Source organism: Azospirillum brasilense (genome assembly GCF_008365405.1).
Taxonomy (GTDB): domain Bacteria; phylum Pseudomonadota; class Alphaproteobacteria; order Azospirillales; family Azospirillaceae; genus Azospirillum; species Azospirillum brasilense_D.
Genome location: NZ_QOKV01000011.1, coordinates 181,918 through 201,861, shown reverse-complemented (window position 1 = coordinate 201,861; position 19,944 = coordinate 181,918). Strand labels below are relative to the sequence as shown.

The window sequence follows — 19,944 nt, the reverse complement described above, 5'->3', positions numbered from 1 at the left end:
CATCGCCCCGCTCGGCGATGATCCCCTCGTCAGCCTGCCCGACGTGGCTGCCTGACAATCCCGGCCAGACCAGCCGGAGACCAAATGAGCGACCCAACTCCTACACCACGCTCAGGGGCACGATCCGGCGACGATCAAGCCGTCGCAGTTGTTGAGGCAGCAAATTTCCGGGCAAGATCAATGAATGCTTTGAACGCGGCAGACGAGTGTCGCCGGCTGGGATAGTAGAGGCAAAGCTGTTCCAGTGGCGGGGTCCGGTCTTCGAGAATGCGAACCAGGCGGCCGGCGGCAAGATCGCCTTGCACGTCGGACTCCATGAAGAAGCCGATCCCCACATCCTCCAGCACCGCCATGCGGGCGAGGCTGGCCTCGTCCAGGGTGATCGGGCCGTCCACGTCGATCTGGATCGGCTGCCCACCCTTCTCGAATTGCCACCAGTAAAGCGCTCCATTGGGCAGCCTTACACGGATGCACGGATGGGCAAGCAGGTCGGACGGCGACCTTGGCTGCTCCCGAGTCCGGAGATAGTTCGGTGATGAAACCACAATCACGATAATCGGGCGCATAGCGGCGGCGCGGACCGAGCGGCACCGCGATCATGTCGCTGGGGACGAGGTCCGCGGTGCGGATACCGAGATCGAAGCCGTCCGCAACGATGTCGATGAGCCGGCCCTCGGTGACGAGATCGGCATGGACCTGCGGATAGAGCCGCAGGAACTGGAGCAGGAGGGGAAGGATCTCACGCGCAGCCGCGGCAAAGCTGTTGATCTGCAAGGTGCCCGATGGCGTATCCTGCTGCGACTGGGCGTTTTCCATCGCCTCATGGATGTCCTGGAGCGCGGGACCGATTGTATCCACGAACTGCCGCCCGGCGTCGGTCAGGGAGACGCTCCGGGTCGTGCGATTGAACAGTCGGACGCCGAGTTGGCGCTCCAGCTTCCCGATGACGTTGCTCGGTGCGGTGGTCGACAGGCCAAGTTCCAGCGCCGCTGCCCGGAACGATCCGCGCCGCGCAATGGCGAGAACAGCATTAAATTCGAGCAGACCGTGTTTCGCCATTGTCCCGCTTTTCGCAATGCCGCATGCCAGTTTACCCCGATTATCGAGATTGATGTTTGCCTCTAAATCAACCTTGTCACGTCAAGGAGCCGAGCGATGTCGATCGAACTACCCAAACCCATAGCCGACTATGTCGAGGCTAATGCACAACTCGATGTGGACGGCATGCTGAAGCCTTTTGCCGCCGACGCGGTCCTCTTGGACAACGGAAAACGTCACAAGGGCCACGCCGAGCTGCGAAGCTTGTTTGAAGACGAGGTGATTGCGGTCAAGGCCATCTTCACGCCGGACACTGTTCGCGACGAGAACGGCCAAGTCGTGGCCGAAGGTCCTGCCCATGGCGACTTCAAGGGCAGCCCCATCCGCTTCACCTATCGCTTCACGCTCGAACACGACGCGATCCAAGCCTTGGAGATCACGGTATGAACATCAAGGCTGATCCAACTGAGTTCGCGGGAAAACGAGTGTTCATCAGCGGCGGCACCAGGGGCTTGGGCCGCGCTACCGTCGATCGCTTCCTGGCCGGCGGCGCCCGGGTGATCACCGCCGCCCGCGGAACTCCACAGCCGATCGACGGCGTCGAGTTCGTCCAGGCAGACCTGACGACAGCCGAGGGCGGAGCAGCCCTGGCCAAGGCGGCGCTCGAGCGTATGGGCGGCATCGACATCCTCGCTCATGTGATCGGCGGCTCGGCCTCGCCCGGCGGCGGCTTTCTTGCCCTGACGGAAGATCACTGGCTCGCCGAGCTGAACCTTAACCTTTTGGCCACTGTCCGCCTTGATCGCCTCTTGGCTCCGCAGATGATGGAACGGGGTGCCGGCGCGATTGTGCATATCACGTCTATCCAATCGATCCTGCCGCTTCCCGAATCGACCACTGGCTACGCCGCCGCAAAGGCCGCGCTCAGGACCTACAGCAAGTCGATCTCCAAGGAGCTGGGACCGAAGGGCGTGCGGGTCAACGCCGTCTCCCCCGGCTGGATCATGACCGCGTCGTCCGTCGACTTTCTGAAGCGTCTGCAGGCCGCCAATGGCGGAACGATTGAGGAGGCGCGGCAAGTTGTCCTTGATGCTTTGGGTGGGATCCCGATCGGGCGTGCGGCCGAGCCCGATGAGGTTGCCGATCTCATTGCCTATCTGGCCTCAGATCGCGCCGCCGCGATCCACGGCGCCGAGTTTATCATCGACGGCGGCACCGTTCGGACTGTCTGAGGTCATCGCCCCGACGTTCGCCCTCCGTGGCGGGCGTCGGGAAGCGGCGGGTCCTGTGGCGTAGGCATGACGCTCCCGGCCACCAGCTTTGTCCACGCCTGCCTTGTCCTAGGCAGATCGGCTGCTTGCAAACAAACGCCTGGATCGACGACAGGATCGGTTGGGGCGCATCATCCTCGCACCGCTCACCGCCGCGGCCATCTTCATCATCGCAAACCGACTCACTGCATTCTCAAAACCGCACCTCATCGCTGTTTATCTGACAATTGTCGCGCTGCCCTCAATCTTCACCATCGTGCGCCCCGCTCATCAATGTGCGTCGAGTGACGCCCAGCCGCCGATATGCGCGTAAACAGCGTCGCGCAGTTGTGCAATCTCGCGGTTGAGCTTTCCCAAAGCGTCGGGTGACTGCCCGGAGGCACGGAGCAATGTATCGCCCAGGCAACCGGCTTTGGAGCGCAGAGCCAGTCCTTGATCCGTCAGCGACACGATCACCTGCCTCTCGTTGGTCGGGTTGCGCGTGCGATGGATCAGTTCCACAGCCACGAGGCGTTTGAGCAAAGGCATCAGCGTGCTGGATTCAAGGGAGCCCGATTGCCGACGCTCTGCTCGGCGCGGCCGGCTCCCTTGGCATCCCGCGCCACGTGTAGCGGCCCGCAATCATCGACGGTCCAACCTGATTTCATCGGTCATTTCCGGCCCACAATCGGTGAGACCATCGCCCACGGCAAACCCGAATTACCTGAGATCGAACCCTCATTGCGTGAGACGGACCTGCAATCATCGGGCTCAGACCGATTTGCGTGAGACGGATCGGAGAGCACCGCTCCGCTCGACCAGCATCGTCGTCTCCGACGCTTTCGCCAGCAGCTTGGCGATCACGGCCGCGAGTTGATGCTGCGTGTACGGCTTGGCGAGCCGCGGCAGGCCTGTGGCCGTGCCCTCTGACAACTCGGCATAGCCCGTCGCCAGCAGCACCGGCAGGTCGGGCCGGAGCGCGCGGGCCGCCTCAATGAGTTCAACGCCGGTCATGCCCGGCATCGCGTAGTCGGTCAGCAACAGGTCGATCATTTGATCCTCGCGCAGCAGGTCGAGCGCTTGCGAACCCGAATGCGCTTCCAGAACGGTGTGCCCAAGGTCAGTCAGCATGTCGACGGTGCTCATGGCGATCAGCGCGTCGTCGTCGACGACCAGGATGGTGGCGGATGGTGCGTCAACAGCCGAGACCTCGACCGGCTCCGCCGCCCGGACTGCTGCCGCCTGCGGTAGCCACAGCTCGGCCAGCGTGCCCTGGCCGGGCACGCTCGACAGCCGTAACGCCCCACCGGATTGCACCGCCAGACCATGGACCATCGACAACCCAAGCCCGGTGCCTTTGCCGACGCCCTTGGTCGTGAAGAACGGCTCGACCGCCCGCGCGAGGGTGTCCGCGTCCATGCCGGTGCCGGTGTCGCGAACGCTCAGCCGCAGGTAGGTGCCGGGCGCCAGCCCAAGCGCCTCATCGGCCGGCACCTCGTCCAGGCTCACGCTCAACGTGCCGCCGTCGGGCATCGCGTCGCGGGCGTTGACGGCCAGGTTCAGGATCGCCAGTTCGAGCTGGTTGGGGTCGACCAGGGCTGGCGGCAGCACGGCGGGCGCGTCGATCCGGACCACCACGCGCGGGCCGATCGAACGCTCCACCAATGTCCTGATGCCGGTCAGCAGCCCGGTGAGATCGACGCTCTGAGGCTGCAGGTCCTGCCGGCGGGCGAAAGCCAGAAGCCGCTGGGTCAGTGTCGCCCCACGCTGCGCGCCCTGCATAGCGCCCGCAAACAGGCGCTCCGTGGCGGCGTCGGCGGGCAGGCGCTTGCGCAGCAGCTCGAGGTTGCCGAGCACGGCCATCAGCAGGTTGTTGAAGTCGTGCGCGACCCCGCCGGTGAGCTGGCCCAGGGTTTCCAGCTTCTGCGTCTGGCGAAGCTGCTCCTCGGCCCGCTCCCGCTCGCGGATCTCACCGCGCAACCGCTCCAGCGTCGTCGCCAGTTCGCGGGTCCGCCCGGCCACCGTGGCCTCAAGCGTCGCGGTGAGACGCTGCAGGGCCTCTTGCGCCGCTTTCTGGGCGCTGATGTCGACGATGACCACGAGCGCTCCGCTGACCTCGCCCGTCGTGTGGTGCACCGGCACGCCACTGACCCGGGTCCAGGTCAGTGATCCATCGGGCAGGCGATGCTCGAACTCGACGCCGTGGACCATGTCGCCGCGCAAGGCCCGAGCCCCGGGAAACTGCTTCCGGGTGAGACGGCGGCCCTGCGCGTCGTACGCGATCCAGGTCTCCTCGCCATCCGGCTGCCGGGACGGGATGACCGCATCCGGGAGAAAGCGGCGGAATGCCGGGTTGCACAGCATGGTCCGGCCGTCCCGGTCCACCAAGCTGACGCCGACCGGCAGGTGCTCGACCAAGGTCGCGAAGCGGGCCCGCTCGTCGGCGAGGTCCGCCAGAAGGCGGTCGCGCTCGGCAAGCCGCGCCCGCGCTTCGTACTGCCGGCGGCGGCCGCGCAAGCCGGTGCGCACGATGCTGATCAGGGTGGTCGGGTGAAACGGGCGTTCGAGGCAGGTGACGTTCCCGAGCAGTTCGGTCAGCCGCGCGGCCTCCGATGTCCGCTCGGGGCCGTCGCTGCGCATGGTGAGCAGCACGACGGGAAGATCCGACCATGGCGGCTGCGCGGCGATCCTGGCCGCAAGCCCTCGGAGGTCGGCGGTGCGCACCGCTTCCTCGGCGAGGATGAGCAGCCCGGCGCCTTCGTCCAGCGCCCGGCATAGCGCGGGCAGATCGGGACACGCGTGCGCGCCGATCCCAGCCTCGCCCAGCAGTGCCGACGCGACGGTGGCGTCCCGGCCGCGCGGCGCCAGGATCAGCGCCCGCCCCGCGGCCTCGGACCCGCTCACGCCGGGTCGTCCCGCAGCAACGGCTCATCCTGGCCGACGTAGACCGGCACGCCGCGCAACACACCCTGGAACGCCTCCAGGGGCGGCCCGAGGCTGATGCCCTGGTCGGTGATGCGGTACTCGCGGATCGTGTCCTCGTGCGCGCCGGTGCGCTTCTTGATGACCGAGATCGCCCGCCGGACCCGGCCCAATGCCTCGAAGTAGCGCAGCAACACGACGGTGTCGGCGAGGTAGGTGACGTCGATCGGCGCCTGCATGTCGCCGATCAGGCCGTGCTGAGCGATGGTGAGGAAGGTCGTCGCGCCTTGCCGGTTCAGGTAGAGGAGCAGCTCGTGCAGGTGCAGGACCAGGAGTTGCTCCTCCGGCATCGCCGCCTGGTAACCGTTGAGGCTGTCGATCGCCACGGTGCGGATCTGGTGGGCGTCGACCAGGGCCCGGACCCGGTGCGTGAACTCGCCGGGCGACAGCTCCGCCGCATCGACCTGCTCGATGATCAGGCTGCCGCGGTCGCGCTGGGCTTCGAGGTCGAAGCCCAGCGCCTTGGTCCGGGCGAACAGCAGGCCGAGCTCCTCGTCGAAGACGAACAGTGCCGCGCGCTCGCCCCGCGCCATGGCGGCGGTCGCGAACTGGACGGCGAGCAGCGACTTGCCGGTGCCCGCGGGGCCGAGGATCAGGGTGCTCGAGCCGCGTTCCATACCGCCGCCGAGCAGCCTGTCGAGTTCGGCGATGCCGCTGGCCAGAGGCTCGCCGGTGAAGTCGGTGCGGTGCTCGGCGGCGATGAGCCGGGGGAACACCCGGAGGCCGCCGGTGGCGATCGTGAAATCGTGGTAGCCGCCGCGGTATGCCTGGCCGCGGTACTTGAGCACGCGCAGGCGCCGCCGCTCCGCCCCGTAAGCCGGTGCCAGCATCTCCAGGCGGATCACGCCATGCGCGATGCTGTGGACCGTCTTGTCCATGGTGTCGGTGGTGAGATCGTCGAGCAGCAGTACGGTGGCGCCGTGCCGGGCAAAGTAGTGCTTGAGCGCCAGGATCTGACGCCGGTAGCGCAGCGAGTCCTGGGCCAGCAGGCGGATCTCCGATAGGCTGTCGAGCACGATCCGCGTCGGCTTGGTGCGCTCGATCGCCTCGAACAGCAGCCTGGTCGTCTCGCCGAGTTCGAGGTCCGCGGAGTAGAGCAGGCTCTGCTGGTGCGCCGCGTCGAGCAGGCTCTCGGGCGGGACCAGTTCGAAGACCGTGATGGCATCGCTGAGCGTCCAGTCATGCGCGGCGGCGGCCTCGCGCAGCTCACCCTCGGTTTCCGACAGGGTAATGTAGAGCCCGGGTTCACCGGCCGCGGCGCCCTCGAGTAGGAATCGCAGGGCCACTGTGGTCTTGCCGGTGCCGGGGCTGCCCTCGAGCAGGAAAACACGGTCCCGGGTGAGGCCGCCAGCGAGGATGTCGTCGAGCCCGGCGACGCCGGTCCGGGCCTTACGCGTCGGGTCAGAGGGTGCGGCCATGGCGGGTCAGGATCTCGGTTTTGAGGGTGTCGGGCAGCGGGTGGGCCGGAATGCGCTCGAGCGTGCCGGCGAGGGCGCGCTGCGCATGCCAGAGATCGTGCGTCAGTTGCAGGTTGAGCCAGAAGCGGCCGGGTATGCCGCAGAGCCGGGCCAGCCGGGCGGCCATCTCGGGGGTCACGGCGGCGGTGCCGGCCAGCACGCGATGCAGCGTCTGGCGGGCGATCGCGAGCTCCTGGGCGGCCCGGCTCACCGTCAGCCCGAGTTCGGGCAGAACGTGGTTGCGCAGCACGGCGCCGGGATGCGGCGGGGGCTCATCGGACGGCGAGGGTGAGACGGGCATGGGCCAGGACCAGAAGGAACCGTGGGATCACATGTAGCGCTTTGCGTGACAAAATACGCTTGGACACACACCATCGTCCTTTTGGCATAGAAGAGCCGCCTGGATGCCTTGCTGGCAGCACACCGAGGGCAGGCGGTGCATTCATCGTCCGGGCGTTGATCGGGTTGAGGCTGTATCGCTGAGGGATGGGCAAAGGGACGGAGCCGCCCGAAGCCGGTTGACGCTGGCGAAGCATACCGAGGCACTGCCATGTCACTCCACCGTCAGCCGTCCCCTCCGTCTGTTCCGGAGGAGACCGCGCGGGTTGCCCGCGCTGCTTTTCTTCCCAAGGGCAATCCCTATCTGAAGCTGCGCGACGACCTCGGCCCGGTCTTCGTCGATGGGGACTTCGCCGACCTCCACCATGATCGTGTCCCGAGGAGTGGTGTCTGAGGGGGCGTAGGCGCTCTTCGGCGAGCTGAGGCTGCCGGTTTACTCCGCTGCGATGGACAGCGGGTCAGTGGCCTGAGGGTGGCACAGCTCGGTCAGGCTTTCCATGGTCCTGTAGCGCCGGCACACCGCCCACTCATCGTGCGGCTCCAGCAGCAAGGCGCCGGCGAGGCGCACAACCGCTCCTTCCCCAGGGAAGATGCCGACGCCGTTGGTGCGCCGCTTGATCTCGCCGTTCAGCCGCTCCAGTGGGTTCGTGCTGTGCAGCTTGGTGCGCAGGTCCTTGGGATAAGCCATGCAGGCCAGCACGTCGAATTCCGCCTCGTCCATCAGCGCCGCCAGCTTGGAGAAGCGGGGCCGCAGGCTGTCGGCGACCCGGCGCCCCTGCTCGTGCGCCGCCTCGGCGGTCTCCTGGGCAAACGCGGTGCGGATGGTGGCGGCACCCATCGTCTGGTGCGCCTTGCCCACGCAGGCCAGCAGATTCCTCATACAATGAACGCGACAGCGTTGGAGTGTCGCGCCCAGCACCTCGCGCCGGCCATCGGTGTTGACGCCGATCGCCAGTATGGCGGCCAGCGATACGATGCGGCCGTCCTGGCGCACCTTCACATACGTCGCATCCAGCCACACCAAGGACCAGTCCCCTTCCAACGGTCGGTTCAAGAAGGCGTGGGCCCGCTCGTCGATCTCCTTGCACAAGCGGTTGACTTGGCTTTTCGAAATCCCGGTCATGCCCATCGCCTTGACCAGGTCATCGACGTTGCGCGTGGAGATGCCCTGCACGTAGGCCTCCTGGATCACCGCGATCAGCGCCTTCTCCGCCGTGCGCCGCGGCTCCAGGAAGGCTGGAAAGTAGGACCCGCGCCGTAGCTTGGGGTTGATGGTCGTCAAGCAACCTCAACTTAGCCGAAGAACACGGTGACCGCCCGTTCCCGGACGGCTGGCCCGCCTGCGCCAGCTATGGGGAGCGCTCCGGCGGGCCAGCCTCATGCCTCAGACATCACTCGGGGGGACACAGCCACGGCACGGTGGTGCGAAGGCCGCGCCATCTGACGCCCGCCTCCATGGCCGCCCAACCCCATCCAGACATCATGCGGATTTCCGCCCATAGACCAGAGCGAGCATTAGGAAAGCGGCGATCCACAAGACACCCGCCAGCGGAATCAGCAACATCGTGTGCTGCGGGTCGAGTGAGGCCGCGATACATGCGCAGGCTGCCGCTGCCACGGCGAGGTGGATGCCGGTCGACAGCCGGGAGGTGGTGAGCGCATGCCTGTTATGGGCCAGAGTGGACTGCGTCATCATCACCGCCAGCGTCATGCCGCCGACGGCGCCCATGGTCCAGGCGTGGAGTGCCGCAGCGTTGAAGGCGGTGTCGCCGCCCAGAGAGGCCCAGGCCGCCAGCAAAAACCCGGCCGGGATGAAGGTGCGAGCAACGTGCAGGACGAACACGGGCAGCCCGGACGGCGCGCGGTGCGGTCGCCACCGTGCGAGCCGCGCCGTCTGCGTGAATCCGGCGGCCAGCAGCAAGGCGCCGGTGAGACGTTCGTCCAAGACACCATCTTCCCGCAAGATCCAGGTTGCGAGAGCCAGCAGCCCGAGCCCCATCGCCACCCTGTTGAAAAGGGTGGAGCGTACGTGCCGAAGGGGATTGCCGCGCGCCTTCCGCCGCTTTCCGGCAAGGCTCGGGGTGATCCCCCTGCCGTCCGGTATGATCCCGCCCCCCAGCATGGTCCAGGTCAGGAGCGCTGCCACAGCGAGGCTCGTGCCGTGGACACTTCGCCCGAAGCGCCACAGCTCCCAATGGAACAGGCTCTGCGCGCCGACTAGGGCGGCAAGGACGGTGAGGATCGTCAAGCTGCGGCCGTTTTTCGTCAGAAGGAATTTCCATCCGGCCACGGGTATGAGGGCGGCCGGGAACAGCAGGGCAAGCAGTGCGACGGTCAGCGGCTCCAGCGCCGCCGATCCGGCCACGCCCAGCCGCCCGACGATCCAGACCGCGATCAGCGCGGCAAACGGCCAGGCGGCTAAAGGCCGACGCTCGGTCCGGTTCCCCACAGCCGTCAACAGGACGCTGCCGACAATGACCGGCATGAAGCCGAACAGCAGTTCGTGCGCGTGCCAGGAGGAGGGGGAGAACGCCATTTCCAGGCCGATGAGGCCGAGGAACCATGGCACCCAGACGGCGACCAGCGTCGCGGCGCAGAGTGCCGCGAACAGGAGGAAGGAGTCGCAGCCGGCACGGGTATGGAGGGTGGTTTTCATCGGGGGGCGCCAGTGGGGTTTGCCAATCTCGCCGGAGATCAACACACCTCCGCCTCCTCTACGCGGGGCCGCGACAGGAAGGGCCAATAGACCTTGAGCCAGAGCAGGAAGGCCGCCGCCCAGAGCAACGCCGCCAGAGCGTGGGGCGGTCCGGGCGGCACCGGCAGAAGGCCCAGCTCCGGCAGGACCCGCAGCGCTACGGCCCCGATCAGCAACGCAATGGCCAGACGTGCCGCCGCTGGAAGGGGAATGGTCCGGCCGGTGTGGAACAGCCCGGCGATGGCGAAGACCGCCAGCACGCCGAGGCCCAGCCCGCCCATCAGCGCCACGTGCAGCGCCGGCGTTTCGGCAAACCCCGCCCCCAGCCGGGAGACGCCGATCAACAGCAGACCGGCGCCTGCCATCAGGCTCGACCCGGCCAGGGCCAGGATTTCCGTGCGGAAGAAGGCGCGGCCGATGAAGGATTCGGCGACCCGGTCGAGAAAGGCGGCCCCCGCGGCGACGGAGAGATAGGCGCTCACCGCGGGCGACAGCCCGGCGACCTCCCCGGTCAGGGCGATGGCAACCAGACCGGGTGCCAGATTGAGGCGTCCCGGATGGGGCCGGTACGGCGAACTGCCCTGGCTGGGGTCGAGGACGAGATTCGTGACGGGCACCGAAATGCGCGCCAGAACGAGGCCCAACAGCCCGAGCAGCACCAGACCGGCGGCGTGCAGCCCGGCCTGCGCCCACTCCACGTCACCGATGACAAACGCGACGTGGACCACGGCACCCGACACCGCGAGCGCGTTCAGCCAGAGCAGAACGCCGATCAGCCGGCTCGTGCGCTTGCGCCAGGACACCGCCGCGACGTAGACGGGCAGGGCGGCGAGCCACACCGTGTCGGCGATTGCGGCGACGACGGCCGCCCCGTCGGCACCGAGCAACCCGGCGACCCGCCCGATCCCCCACAGCGCCGCCAGCGCGAAGAGGGCGCGCCCTTGAAGCCGCCGGCTGTCGGTCCATTCCGGGATGGCCGTGGTGATGAAGCCGATCACCGCCGCGCCGAAGGAGCCGAACAGCATCTCGTGCGCGTGCCACAGCCCCGGCGGAATCGCGCCGTCGAAGGGCAGGGCGAAGCCGTTGACCACCGCCCACAGCAGCGGCCACAGCGCGGCGTGCAGGGCCGACAGCGGGAAGAACAGCCGCAGCCCCTCGTCGCCGAGGATGCCGGCGAGGGTCGGCGCGCGGGCGGCTCTGATCGCGTCCGTCATGGGGTCCGCCTTTCGTCGATGTCGTGGATGTGGCGGAACAGCGGATCGTCGGACAGGAACCCGGCGACCAGCCGGTAGACGGTGCCCTCGTCGCGCCCGCCCGGTTCGCCGGGAACGGCGCGCGTCCCGGCGATGCCGCGCCCCTGGGCGTCCATGACCACGACGCGGTGGGCGATGCGCACCGCCTCCATCAAGTCGTGAGTGATGAACAGGGCACCGAACCGCGCCCCGCGCGCCGCCTCGATCACCAGATCCTGCATGCGGCGCTTCAGGGCGACGTCGAGCGCGGTGAAGGGCTCGTCGAAATAGACGAAGTCGGGGTCGATCGCCAGCGCCCGCGCGATGGCGGCGCGCTGGCGCATGCCGCCCGACAGCTCGATGGGAAACTTGTCGAGGTCGGCGCGGTCGAGCGCCACCCGACGCGCGGCCTCCTCAGCCCGCTCCCGCCGTTCGCGGCGGGGCAGGCCGAGCAGGCGCAGCGGGTAGGCGATGTTGGCCCGCGCCGTCGCCCAGGGCAGCAGGCGCGGGTCCTGGAACACCATGCCGTGGCGGCAGTAGCGCCGCGCGACGCGGCCCCGCGACGGCTCGACCACCCCGGCGGCGATGTGCGCCAGCGTGCTCTTGCCGCAGCCCGAGGGGCCGACGAGCGCCGCCACCTCGCCCGCCGCCAGCGACAGGTCCACGGCGTCGAGCACCGTGCGGCCGAGATAGGCGTGGCCGATGCCGGACAGCGTCAGGGAGGGGGTGGCGTCCGTCGTTTCGCGGGTCATCGCGGAGTGCCTTTCAAGGGTCGGGTGTCAGAAGCTGACCTTCAGGCCGGCGTAGAAGGCCCGCCCGTCGCCCGGCAGATAGACCGCCTGGGTGGGCGACGCCTGATCGACGATCAGGGTCGAGGAGGCGTAGGTCGCGTCGAAGATGTTGCGGGCCTCGCCATAGACGCTGACACGCTCGTTGATGGCGTAGGTGCTGCGCAGATCGACGGTGGCGTAGCCGTCCGTGTAGACGCTGTTCATGTTGTCGACGGGAGTCTTGCCGGGATACCAGTCGACCTCCGCTCCCACCGACAGCGCCGTCGTGATGTCGTAGCGCGCCGAGGCGTTGATGACGTGGCGCGGCGCGCCGGCCAGCCGGTTGTCGCCGCGCACCGGGTCGTCCTGGAAGCGGAAATCCTGGAAGGTATAGGCGATCCGGCCGCTCAGCCGCTCGGTGAGGAAGGCCGACAGCCCGAGATCGACGCCGAAATGCCGCGTCCGGTCGGCGTTCACCGCGCCGAGCGAGGCCCCGGTGGCGTCGCGCAGGCTCAGCAGCTCGTTCTTGACCCAGGAATAATAGGTTCCGGCATCGACCGTGACGAGCCCGAAACGGCCGCGCCAGCCCGCCTCGACGGTGGTCGCCGTCTGCGCCTTGAGGTCCGGCGTGCGGTAGGCGGTGGAGACGAGGCCGGGCTGGGCCGGGTTCGGGCGCCCGGCGCTGCTGTTCGGCGTGCCGTTGACGGTGGCGATCAGGTCGTCGTGGGTGGGCGGCTCGAAGCTGCGGCTGAGGGCGGCGTAGAGGGTGTGGTCCTCCAGCGGCTTCCAGGTCAGGCCGAGGCTCGGGCTGAATCCGGTGTAGCTGCGGTCGTAGCTGGTGTCGCCGGCGGGGATCGAACCGGCGGGCAGCGCCACCCGCGGGTTGGCCGGGTTGAAGGCGATGGTCGGCCGCCGCGCCGCGCCGAAGGTGTCGTCGTTCTCGCGCGTGGCGTGGGTGACGGTGAGTGCCGGGGACAGGGTGACCGCGTTGCCGAGCGGCAGGTTCAGGCCGCCGTGGAGCGCCAGGGTGGAGGCGTCCAGTGTGCTGCGTCCGAACAGGGCGCCCTGGCTGCCGGCGTTGTTCAGGTAGTCCTCGCGGTCCGCCGAGCCGACGACGTAGCGCAGGGTCGTCTCGAACAGCGGCAGGGGCTGGTTCGCGTCGGGGCTGTAGGCGTAGCGCGCGACGGCGGTGACGTCGCCGCCCTCCGTCTTGCGGATGCCCGAGGAGATCGGGAAGCGGAACGTGTCGTCCGTGTGGGTGTAGCCCAGCGCCACGTCCAGCAGGTGCGCCCCGAAGGTCGCCGTCGTCCGGTTGCCGACGCGGAACTGCTTGGCCTCGCGCTCGGGCCGGTCGCGGACGACGTTCGGTCCCGGATTGGTGGCGACGCCGTTGACCACGCGAGGGCCGGTGTAGACCGCCTTGGGGTTGGATTCCAGAAGCTGGCGGGTCAGCGGGCCGGCCACATCGAAGGACAGGTCGGTGTAGCCGGCGAAGAAGCGGGTGGTGACGGTGTCGGACAGCACGGCGCCCACGTTGGCGTCGAAGCCGGTGCGCTCGGAGCTGTTGTAGTCGCGGTAGCCGTCACGCTGGCTGCGCTGGACCTGGACCAGCCCATCGAGCTTTCCGGCGCTGCCGCCGGCCTGCAGGCTGGTGTTGAACTGGCCGAAGCTGCCGCCTTCGACGCCCAGCCGGTAGCCCGGCGCGGAGGAGCCGGTGGGGGAGATAAAGTTGATCGCCCCGCCCAGCATGCTGGCGCCCAGCCGGTTGGCGGTGTAGCCGCGGTAGATCTCGGTGAACTCCGCCTGCCGCGGGTTGGCCAGCCCGACGATGTAGGAACCGTCGGCCCGGTTCAGCGGCAGGCCGTTCTGCAGGGCCAGGATGCCGCGCTCCACCGGATTCTGCTGGAGCCCGGAGCCGCGGATCTGGATGCGCGGCTGGTCGTTGCCACCGAAGAAGTTCTGCACCACCACGCCGGGCACCCCGGACAGCGCGTCGGACACCGTGACGTTCGCCTTGCCGGCCAGATCCTCCTCCGCCACCAGGGCGGTGCCGCCGGGGATCGCCTCCAGACGACGGCGGTCGGTCGCCTCGGCGCTGTCGGCCTGTCCTTCGACCATGACCGGGGAGAGGACGACGGCGGCCCCCGGTGCCGCCGACTGCGCGTGGGCCGGCGGCGAGGCCGCGGCGCCCAGCGAGGCCAGGGCCAGTCCGGCCAGAAGGATGGGGGCGCGGGTGGCGGTGTCCGCTCGCGCGGTTCGGAACGCCGCTTGGCCGGCCTGTCCCCGTGTCGTCATGGTGCTCGTTTCCCCGAAAAGGCCGATGTCTCGGACTTAAATGCAAATGATTGTCGTTCGCATTTTATCGGCCTTTCGGGCGGGCTGTTTGTCCGCGGTCAAGTTCGAGGCGGAAAAGCAGCGTGCACGGTCGATTTTTCCGCCTTGATTCTTCCGTCAGCGCCTGCCTTGGGGATCAGCGCTTGACGCCCCAGGGGCGCGCGGCGTTGCGCCAGCGTTCAAACTCGGACCGGATGGGGTGGACCAGCGTGTATTCGACGACGATCAGCCCGGTCACCGCGATCAGCACCCAGGCCAGCGCCTCGGCCACGTCGAGGTTGGCGCGGGCGGCGGCCAGCGCGCCGCCGATGCCGCCGGTGTTGGCGAGAAGCTCGGCCATCACCGCCACCTTGAAGGCCGAGCCGAGCGCCACGGTCAGCGCCGGGAACAGGAAGGCGGCGACATGGCGCAAGCCCAGCGTGGTCAGCCGGGCGAGCGGGCCGGCGCCGAAGGCGCGGGCCATGTCGTCCAGCCCGCGGTCGCGGGTGACGGCGCCTTCGGCCACGCCGACGAAGACCACCGGTGTGGCGGCGACCAACACCGTCGTGATGATCGTTCCGTCGGTGGAGCCGAACCAGATCATCGCCAGCACGATCCAGGCGATGGGCGGGACCCCCAGCAGGACGGTCAGGATGGGGCGGGCCAGCCGCATCGTCGCCGGCGAATAGCCAGCGGCCAGCCCGCCCGCCGCGCCGGCAAGGGCGGCCAGCGCAAAGCCCTCGACCGCGCGCAGCGTGGTCTGACCAGCCAGTTCCCAGGCGGCGGGATCGGCGGCGATGGTCAGGCCGGCGGCCAGCGTCGCCAGCGGGGCCGGCAGGATGAAGTCGCCGTAGCGCTCATGCCCCGCCTGCCAAAGCGCGGCGAACAAGGCCAGCCCGGCCAGCCCGGCCCAGCCCGACCACAGAAACTGCCCGACCCGGCCCAGCCGGTCGAGAACCGCGTCGGCGCGCGCCGTCGTCATGCCCCGCCTCACAGATAAAAGTCCGCGGCAGGCGGCGCACCGCCGATGATCTTGGGGTCGAACTCCGCCAGGGCGCGGAAGACGGCCTCTATCGGTTCGCGGACGGCACTGGCGCGCTGGGCGACCAGATTGGAATGAGGGATCGCCTGCTCAATGACCGGCCAGGGCAGGCCGAGCGGTGCGGCGGCATCGCTGGCGGCCCGTGCCGGGTCGGCGTTGACCGAAGCGGTCGCCTTGACCAGGGCGTCGTGCAGAGCCTCGACGGTGGCGGGGTGCTCCGCCAGGAAGGCACCGGAGACACCGAGGCCGGCCTGCGGCAGCACGGTCGCCAACCCGGTGGCGGTGCCCCAGGCCTGCTGAATGTCGAGGACCCGCGTCACCGTCTTGCCGGCTATCCCGGCGCGCAGGATGGCGGCGGAGGCCGCCGGCTCGGGCAGCAGGGCGGTGTCGGCCCGCCCGGTGACGAGAAGCTGGATCGCTTCCATCGGCGTGCCGGTGAATTGAAGGGCGACATCGCCCTCGGCGGTCAGCCGCTCCGCCGCCAGCAGGCGCCGGAACACATATTCCGGCGTGTCGTTGCGGAAGGGAATCGCGACGCTCCGGCCCTTCAGAGCGCTCATCGAGGTCAGCGACGGGTCGGTGGACAGCAGATACAGCAGCCCGTTGGTCATCACGTTGACCAGCCGGACGCCGAGGCCCTTGTTGAACAGGTTGGCGGCGGACTGGGTCGGCAGCACGAAAGTCTGCATGGTGCCGGAGGTCAGCCCGGCGCGCAGCTCGTCGGGGGTGCGCCACGCCTTGAACACCACCTTGTCGGCGACCGGGCGGAGCAGCCCGGAGGCGATGGCGTGAACCAGCGTGATCGATGGACCCGCCGGCGGTCCCCACAAGGTCAGTTGCGGTAAGGGGGCCGCGATGGCGGCGGCGGGACGGCGGAGGGCGGGAGCGGCCAGCAGGGCGGCGAGCCCCGCCAGCGCGGCGCGGCGGTTCGGGCGGATCATCGGATGCGCCCTCAGCGGTTCGCCGTCTTGTCGGCGAGGGCGGCGCGGTCGATCACGTCGTACAGCTCCAGATCCTCGCGGGCGATGCGGTGCTTGAGCGCGGTGACCACCTCCCGCGTCTCGCGGACGAAGGTTTCCGGATCCTTGGACACCGCCAGCGGGCCGGGCCAGCTTGCCCGGTAGCGGTCGAAGCGTGCGCGCAGGCTGCCCATTTCGGCCTGGAAGCGCGCCGCCGTCGCCCGCAGCGCCGGGGTCGGGTGGGCCAGCAGGCGCGGGTAGAGCGCGCTGTCCTCCAGCGACAGGTGGACGGTGAACACGCCGAACAGGTCGCGGACCGTCGTGGCGAGAGCGGCGGCGTTCGCCACCGGGGACGGCGCCGCCAGCAGGGAGTCGATCCGGTCGACGAGCTGCCCGACGGTGGCGTGGTGATGGCGGTACAGGGTGGTGCTGATGGCTGCACTGGACATGACGAGGTCTCCAACCGGGGCCGCCGACGGATGGGCGGTGCGTGACGGTGAGAGTGCCGGCTGGAGCGTCGCCGATCGTTGTGCCAGAGCAAGCAGGGGGAAGGTCAGGGAAAAAACGACGTGGCGGGGAGCGGGACGCTCGGCCCCGGCTCCCCGCCACGGTTAAGGCGACGGTTCCCTCAGGGACGCTCAGTCGTCCCCGTGCCCGTGGGCGAGCGCCGGACCGGTCGGCACCGCGGCCGGCTTGCCGGCCCCGACCAGCGTGCGCAGCAGGACGTAGAAGACCGGGGTCAGCATCAGGCCGAACAGGGTGACGCCGATCATCCCGGCGAACACCGCGACACCCATCGCGTGGCGCATCTCGGCACCGGCGCCGGTGGAGGTGACCAGCGGCACCACGCCCATGATGAAGGCGATGGAGGTCATCAGGATGGGCCGCAGCCGCAGCCGGCTGGCCTCGATGGCGGCCTGTACCACGCTGCGCCCCTGATGCTCCAGCTCGCGGGCGAACTCGACGATCAGGATGGCGTTCTTCGCCGACAGGCCGACCAGGACCATGAAGCCGATCTGGGTGAAGACGTTGTTGTCGCCCCCCGTCAGCCACACCCCGGCCAGCGCCGACATCAGGCTCATCGGCACGATCAGCAGGATGGCCAGCGGCAGGGTCAGGCTCTCGTACTGCGCCGCCAGCACCAGGAAGACGAGCAGGATGCTGATGGGGAAGATCCACAGCGCCGCGTTGCCGGCCAGGATCTCCTGATAGGTCAGGTCGGTCCATTCGAACCGCACGCCGCGGGGCAGGGTCTCCTGGGCGATGCGCTCCGCCGCCGCCTGCGCCTGGCCCGACGAATAGCCGGGGGCCGGGCCGCCGTTGATGTCGGCGGCGGTGTAGCCGTTGTAGCGCACCACCATCTCCGGCCCGTAGCTCTGCTTGACCGTGACCAGCGAGGAGAGCGGCACCATGTCGCCCTGGGCGTTGCGGGTCTTCAGCAGGCCGATGTCGGCGGATTCGGCGCGGAAGGGCGCGTCGGCCTGGACGCGGACCTGGTAGACGCGGCCGAAGCTGTTGAAGTCGTTCACATAGAGCGAGCCCAGATAGATCTGCATGGTGTCGAACACCTCGCCGATGGGCACGCCCTGCTGCTTGGCCTTCACGCGGTCGAGATCGACGTCGAGCTGCGGCACGTTGATCTGGTAGCTGGAGAAGCTCGGCCCCAGCTCCGGCGTTTCCATGGCCTTCTTCAGGAAGGAGCCGACCGCCGCGTTCAACGCCTCGTAGCCCAGCGCGCCGCGGTCCTCGATCTGCATCTTGAAGCCGCCCAGCGTGCCGAGACCCATCACCGGAGGCGGCGGGAAGATGGCGACGAAGGCTTCCTTCAGCCCGGCGTAGCGCTTCTGCAGATCACCGGCGATGGCGGCGGCGGAGAGCGACGGGTCCTTGCGCTCGGCGAAGGGCTTCAGCGTGACGAAGACGATGCCGGCGCTGGAGCTGTTGGTGAAGCCGTTGACCGACAGGCCGGGGAAGGCGACGGCGCTCTGCACGCCGGGGCGGGCGAGCGCGATGTCGGTCATCTCGCGGATCACCGCCTCCGTGCGGTCGAGCGAGGCGCCGTTGGGAAGCTGGGCGAAGCTGATGAGGTATTCCTTGTCCTGCGCCGGGACGAAGCCCATCGGCACGGTGCGGCCGAGCAGCACGGTCACGCCGAGCAGCCCGACATAGACCAGCATCATCAGTCCCTTGTGCCGCACCACCCCGCCGACGCCGCGGCCGTAGCCGGTCGAGGCGCGGTTGAAGACCCGGTTGAACAGCCGGAAGAAGCCGCCGAAGACCCGGTTCATGGCGCGGGTCAGCCAGTCCTGCGGCTGGTCGTGGCCGCGCAGCAGCACCGCCGCCAGGGCCGGCGACAGGGTCAGCGAGTTGAAGGCGGAGATGACGGTGGAGATCGCGATGGTCATCGCGAACTGCTTGTAGAACTCGCCGGTCAGGCCGCTCATGGCCGCCAGCGGCACGAAGACGGCGACCAGCGTCAGCGCGATGGCGATGATCGGGCCGCTGACCTCCTGCATGGCGCGGTAGGTGGCCTCCTTGGCCGACAGGCCGTTCTCGATGTTGCGCTCGACGTTCTCCACCACGACGATGGCGTCGTCCACGACGATGCCGATGGCCAGCACCATGCCGAACAGCGACAGCGCGTTGATCGAGTAGCCGAGCCCCAGCATCAGCGAGAAGGTGCCGACGATGGACACCGGGACCGCCAGCAGCGGGATGATCGAGGCGCGCCATGTCTGGAGGAAGACGATGACCACCAGCACGACCAGGGCGACCGCCTCCAGCAGCGTGTGGATCACCGCGTCGATGCTGGAGCGGACGAACTGCGTCGGGTCGTAGACGATGCTGTAGTCGACGCCGTCCGGCATGTCGGCCTTGAGGTCGGCCATGGTCGCCCGGATGGCGTCGGAGATGGCCAGCGCGTTGGCGCCCGGCGACTGGTTGATGCCCAGCGCCACCGCCGGCTTGTTGTCGAGCAGCGAGCGCAGGCCGTACTGCGCCGCCGCCATCTCGACGCGGGCGACGTCGCGCAGCAGGGTGACGCCGCCCTGCTCGCCGGTCTTCAGGATGATCGCGCCGAACTCCTCCGGCGTCGTCAGGCGCCCTTGCGCGTTGATCGAGAGCTGCAGGGGCGTGTCGGGCAGCGACGGGGAGGCGCCGATGACGCCCGCCGCGACCTGGACGTTCTGCTCGCGGATCGCCGCCACCACGTCGGACGCGGTCAGGCCGCGCTGCGCGACCTTGTTGGGGTCGAGCCAGACGCGCATGGAATAGTCGCCGGCCCCCCACACCTGCACCTCGCCGACGCCGGAGATCCGGCTCAGCCGGTCCTTGACGTTCAGGATGGCGTAGTTGCGCAGGTAGGTCATGTCGTAGCGGTCGTTGGGCGACAGCAGATGCACGACCATGGTCAGGGTGGGCGAGCTTTTGACCGTCGTCACGCCCAGCCGCTGCACGTCGGACGGCAGGCGCGGCAACGCCTGGGCCACCCGGTTCTGCACGAGCTGCTGCGCCTTGTCCGGGTCGGTGCCCAGCCGGAAGGTGACGGTCAGCGCCATGTTGCCGTCGCTGTTGGCCTGCGACTGCATGTACAGCATGTTCTCGACGCCGTTGATCTGCTCCTCCAGCGGGGAGGCGACCGTTTCGGCGATGACCTTGGGATTGGCGCCCGGGAATTGGGCGCGCACGACGACCGACGGCGGGACGACCTCCGGGTATTCGGAGATGGGCAGCTGGAACAGCGAGATCGCTCCCGCCAGGAACAGCGCCACCGACAGCACGCCCGCGAAAATCGGGCGGTCGATGAAGAATTTCGAGATGTTCATGATGGCCTTCCCAGCGGGCGGCATGGGGTTTGGACGCAAGACC

The 19,944-nt window shown here is 68.7% G+C and carries 16 protein-coding genes and 2 pseudogenes; 3 read left to right on the top strand and 15 right to left on the bottom strand.

The annotated features are described in order from the left end of the window. Positions 1–134: 134 nt before the first annotated feature. Positions 135–566, bottom strand: coding sequence for a LysR substrate-binding domain-containing protein (locus DS837_RS33100; RefSeq protein WP_282187576.1), 432 nt, complete (start codon positions 564–566; stop codon positions 135–137). A 64-nt stretch (positions 567–630) separates the two neighbouring features. Continuing rightward, positions 631–1,059, bottom strand: a pseudogene (locus DS837_RS33095) (LysR family transcriptional regulator); the annotation flags it as partial. A 96-nt stretch (positions 1,060–1,155) separates the two neighbouring features. Here DS837_RS33095 and DS837_RS18285 point away from each other — a divergent pair. Then, a complete protein-coding gene (locus tag DS837_RS18285) occupies positions 1,156–1,485 on the top strand; it encodes a nuclear transport factor 2 family protein (RefSeq protein WP_149166064.1) in 330 nt (109 codons plus the stop codon). Further along, a complete protein-coding gene (locus DS837_RS18280) occupies positions 1,482–2,270 on the top strand; it encodes an SDR family oxidoreductase (RefSeq protein ID WP_149166063.1) in 789 nt (262 codons plus the stop codon). The genes DS837_RS18285 and DS837_RS18280 overlap by 4 nt, the downstream gene beginning before the upstream one ends. 309 nt (positions 2,271–2,579) lie before the next feature. Here DS837_RS18280 and DS837_RS18275 read toward each other — a convergent pair whose 3' ends face one another. The 4 genes from DS837_RS18275 to DS837_RS18260 form a co-directional block, all read right to left on the bottom strand. After that, complete coding sequence (locus tag DS837_RS18275) at positions 2,580–2,837, bottom strand: helix-turn-helix domain-containing protein (protein WP_149166062.1); 258 nt, start codon at positions 2,835–2,837, stop codon at positions 2,580–2,582. A 222-nt stretch (positions 2,838–3,059) separates the two neighbouring features. Continuing rightward, positions 3,060–5,192 carry an ATP-binding protein gene (locus tag DS837_RS18270; RefSeq protein WP_149166061.1) on the bottom strand — a complete coding sequence of 711 codons (2,133 nt, stop codon included), beginning with the start codon at positions 5,190–5,192 and terminating at the stop codon, positions 3,060–3,062. Next, positions 5,189–6,688 (bottom strand): ATPase domain-containing protein, encoded by a 1,500-nt coding sequence (locus tag DS837_RS18265; protein WP_149166060.1) that lies wholly within the window; start codon positions 6,686–6,688, stop codon positions 5,189–5,191. The genes DS837_RS18270 and DS837_RS18265 overlap by 4 nt, the downstream gene beginning before the upstream one ends. Continuing rightward, positions 6,672–7,028, bottom strand: coding sequence for a HigA family addiction module antitoxin (locus tag DS837_RS18260; protein ID WP_149166059.1), 357 nt, complete (start codon positions 7,026–7,028; stop codon positions 6,672–6,674). Before DS837_RS18260 ends, DS837_RS18265 begins: the two co-directional genes overlap by 17 nt. A gap of 249 nt (positions 7,029–7,277) precedes the next feature. Here DS837_RS18260 and DS837_RS18255 point away from each other — a divergent pair, with 249 nt between their 5' ends. Then, positions 7,278–7,460 (top strand): hypothetical protein, encoded by a 183-nt coding sequence (locus tag DS837_RS18255; RefSeq protein ID WP_149166058.1) that lies wholly within the window; start codon positions 7,278–7,280, stop codon positions 7,458–7,460. A gap of 39 nt (positions 7,461–7,499) precedes the next feature. On the opposite strand, the pseudogene DS837_RS18250 reads toward DS837_RS18255, so the two are convergent. From DS837_RS18250 to DS837_RS18210, 9 genes and pseudogenes are all read right to left on the bottom strand, one after another. Next, positions 7,500–8,333 (bottom strand): annotated as a pseudogene (locus DS837_RS18250) (transposase); the annotation flags it as partial. Between the two features lie 213 nt (positions 8,334–8,546). Beyond that, entirely contained in the window at positions 8,547–9,722 is a 1,176-nt protein-coding gene (locus tag DS837_RS18245; protein WP_149166057.1) for an NnrS family protein, read from the bottom strand. Positions 9,723–9,760: 38 nt separating this feature from the next. Beyond that, the gene (locus tag DS837_RS18240; RefSeq protein ID WP_149166056.1) at positions 9,761–10,975 is read right to left on the bottom strand and encodes an NnrS family protein; all 1,215 of its coding nucleotides are present in this window, start codon (positions 10,973–10,975) and stop codon (positions 9,761–9,763) included. Then, complete coding sequence (locus tag DS837_RS18235; protein ID WP_149166055.1) at positions 10,972–11,745, bottom strand: ABC transporter ATP-binding protein; 774 nt, start codon at positions 11,743–11,745, stop codon at positions 10,972–10,974. The genes DS837_RS18240 and DS837_RS18235 overlap by 4 nt, the downstream gene beginning before the upstream one ends. A 27-nt stretch (positions 11,746–11,772) precedes the next feature. Next, positions 11,773–14,058 carry a TonB-dependent receptor family protein gene (locus DS837_RS18230; RefSeq protein WP_149166054.1) on the bottom strand — a complete coding sequence of 762 codons (2,286 nt, stop codon included), beginning with the start codon at positions 14,056–14,058 and terminating at the stop codon, positions 11,773–11,775. A 175-nt stretch (positions 14,059–14,233) separates the two neighbouring features. Beyond that, positions 14,234–15,058: an ABC transporter permease gene (locus DS837_RS18225; RefSeq protein WP_079285546.1), complete on the bottom strand. Its 825-nt coding sequence runs from the start codon at positions 15,056–15,058 to the stop codon at positions 14,234–14,236. A gap of 8 nt (positions 15,059–15,066) precedes the next feature. Further along, a complete protein-coding gene (locus tag DS837_RS18220; RefSeq protein ID WP_149166053.1) occupies positions 15,067–16,059 on the bottom strand; it encodes an ABC transporter substrate-binding protein in 993 nt (330 codons plus the stop codon). Positions 16,060–16,070: 11 nt separating this feature from the next. After that, positions 16,071–16,526, bottom strand: a complete 456-nt coding sequence (locus DS837_RS18215) for a hemerythrin domain-containing protein (protein ID WP_149166052.1) — start codon at positions 16,524–16,526, stop codon at positions 16,071–16,073. A gap of 189 nt (positions 16,527–16,715) precedes the next feature. Further along, positions 16,716–19,901 (bottom strand): efflux RND transporter permease subunit, encoded by a 3,186-nt coding sequence (locus DS837_RS18210; RefSeq protein WP_149166051.1) that lies wholly within the window; start codon positions 19,899–19,901, stop codon positions 16,716–16,718. Positions 19,902–19,944: the final 43 nt, after the last annotated feature.

What these genes read in the sequence shown, in the direction of transcription:
- DS837_RS33100 (WP_282187576.1), bottom strand. Translation starts at nt 566, where the DNA reads ATGCGCCCGATTATCGTGATTGTGGTTTCATCACCGAACTATCTCCGG.
- DS837_RS18285 (WP_149166064.1), top strand. Translation starts at nt 1,156, where the DNA reads ATGTCGATCGAACTACCCAAACCCATAGCCGACTATGTCGAGGCTAAT.
- DS837_RS18280 (WP_149166063.1), top strand. Translation starts at nt 1,482, where the DNA reads ATGAACATCAAGGCTGATCCAACTGAGTTCGCGGGAAAACGAGTGTTC.
- DS837_RS18275 (WP_149166062.1), bottom strand. Translation starts at nt 2,837, where the DNA reads ATGCCTTTGCTCAAACGCCTCGTGGCTGTGGAACTGATCCATCGCACG.
- DS837_RS18265 (WP_149166060.1), bottom strand. Translation starts at nt 6,688, where the DNA reads ATGGCCGCACCCTCTGACCCGACGCGTAAGGCCCGGACCGGCGTCGCC.
- DS837_RS18260 (WP_149166059.1), bottom strand. Translation starts at nt 7,028, where the DNA reads ATGCCCGTCTCACCCTCGCCGTCCGATGAGCCCCCGCCGCATCCCGGC.
- DS837_RS18255 (WP_149166058.1), top strand. Translation starts at nt 7,278, where the DNA reads ATGTCACTCCACCGTCAGCCGTCCCCTCCGTCTGTTCCGGAGGAGACC.
- DS837_RS18245 (WP_149166057.1), bottom strand. Translation starts at nt 9,722, where the DNA reads ATGAAAACCACCCTCCATACCCGTGCCGGCTGCGACTCCTTCCTCCTG.
- DS837_RS18240 (WP_149166056.1), bottom strand. Translation starts at nt 10,975, where the DNA reads ATGACGGACGCGATCAGAGCCGCCCGCGCGCCGACCCTCGCCGGCATC.
- DS837_RS18235 (WP_149166055.1), bottom strand. Translation starts at nt 11,745, where the DNA reads ATGACCCGCGAAACGACGGACGCCACCCCCTCCCTGACGCTGTCCGGC.
- DS837_RS18230 (WP_149166054.1), bottom strand. Translation starts at nt 14,058, where the DNA reads ATGACGACACGGGGACAGGCCGGCCAAGCGGCGTTCCGAACCGCGCGA.
- DS837_RS18225 (WP_079285546.1), bottom strand. Translation starts at nt 15,058, where the DNA reads ATGACGACGGCGCGCGCCGACGCGGTTCTCGACCGGCTGGGCCGGGTC.
- DS837_RS18220 (WP_149166053.1), bottom strand. Translation starts at nt 16,059, where the DNA reads ATGATCCGCCCGAACCGCCGCGCCGCGCTGGCGGGGCTCGCCGCCCTG.
- DS837_RS18215 (WP_149166052.1), bottom strand. Translation starts at nt 16,526, where the DNA reads ATGTCCAGTGCAGCCATCAGCACCACCCTGTACCGCCATCACCACGCC.
- DS837_RS18210 (WP_149166051.1), bottom strand. Translation starts at nt 19,901, where the DNA reads ATGAACATCTCGAAATTCTTCATCGACCGCCCGATTTTCGCGGGCGTG.